Annotated in this window: 1 pseudogene; it reads right to left on the reverse strand. The window is 78.4% G+C overall.

The features are described from left to right. A pseudogene (locus tag LQ51_RS33815) lies at window positions 1-329 on the reverse strand (transglutaminase domain-containing protein); the annotation flags it as partial.

Genomic DNA, 329 nt, shown 5'->3' on the forward strand with positions numbered 1-329 from the left:
GTAGTCGCTGAGCACGGCCAGCCGGATCCGGGTCCCGCCCGGCTCGGTCCGGCCCGCCTCGGTCCGCACGTCGAGGAGCTTCTGGTCCGGGTTCAACGCCCAGCCGGAAATCCGGATCAGTGGGTTCTCGTCCAGCGACTCCACCCGCGGCGGCTCGACGTACCGGCGCGGGTCCACCGGGTGGTCGCCGACCCGGGCCGCGACCACCGGAGCGAGCAGGGCGGCGACGGCCACCACCACGGCCACCCCGGCGGCGCTCGCCGCGGCGAGCCGCAGCCGCACCGCCGCGCGTACCGCCGGCGCCAGCCCGGCCACCGGGTCGCCGCCGG

Origin of the sequence: Micromonospora sp. HK10, from assembly GCF_000982955.1 — a bacterium.
Lineage (GTDB): Bacteria > Actinomycetota > Actinomycetes > Mycobacteriales > Micromonosporaceae > Micromonospora.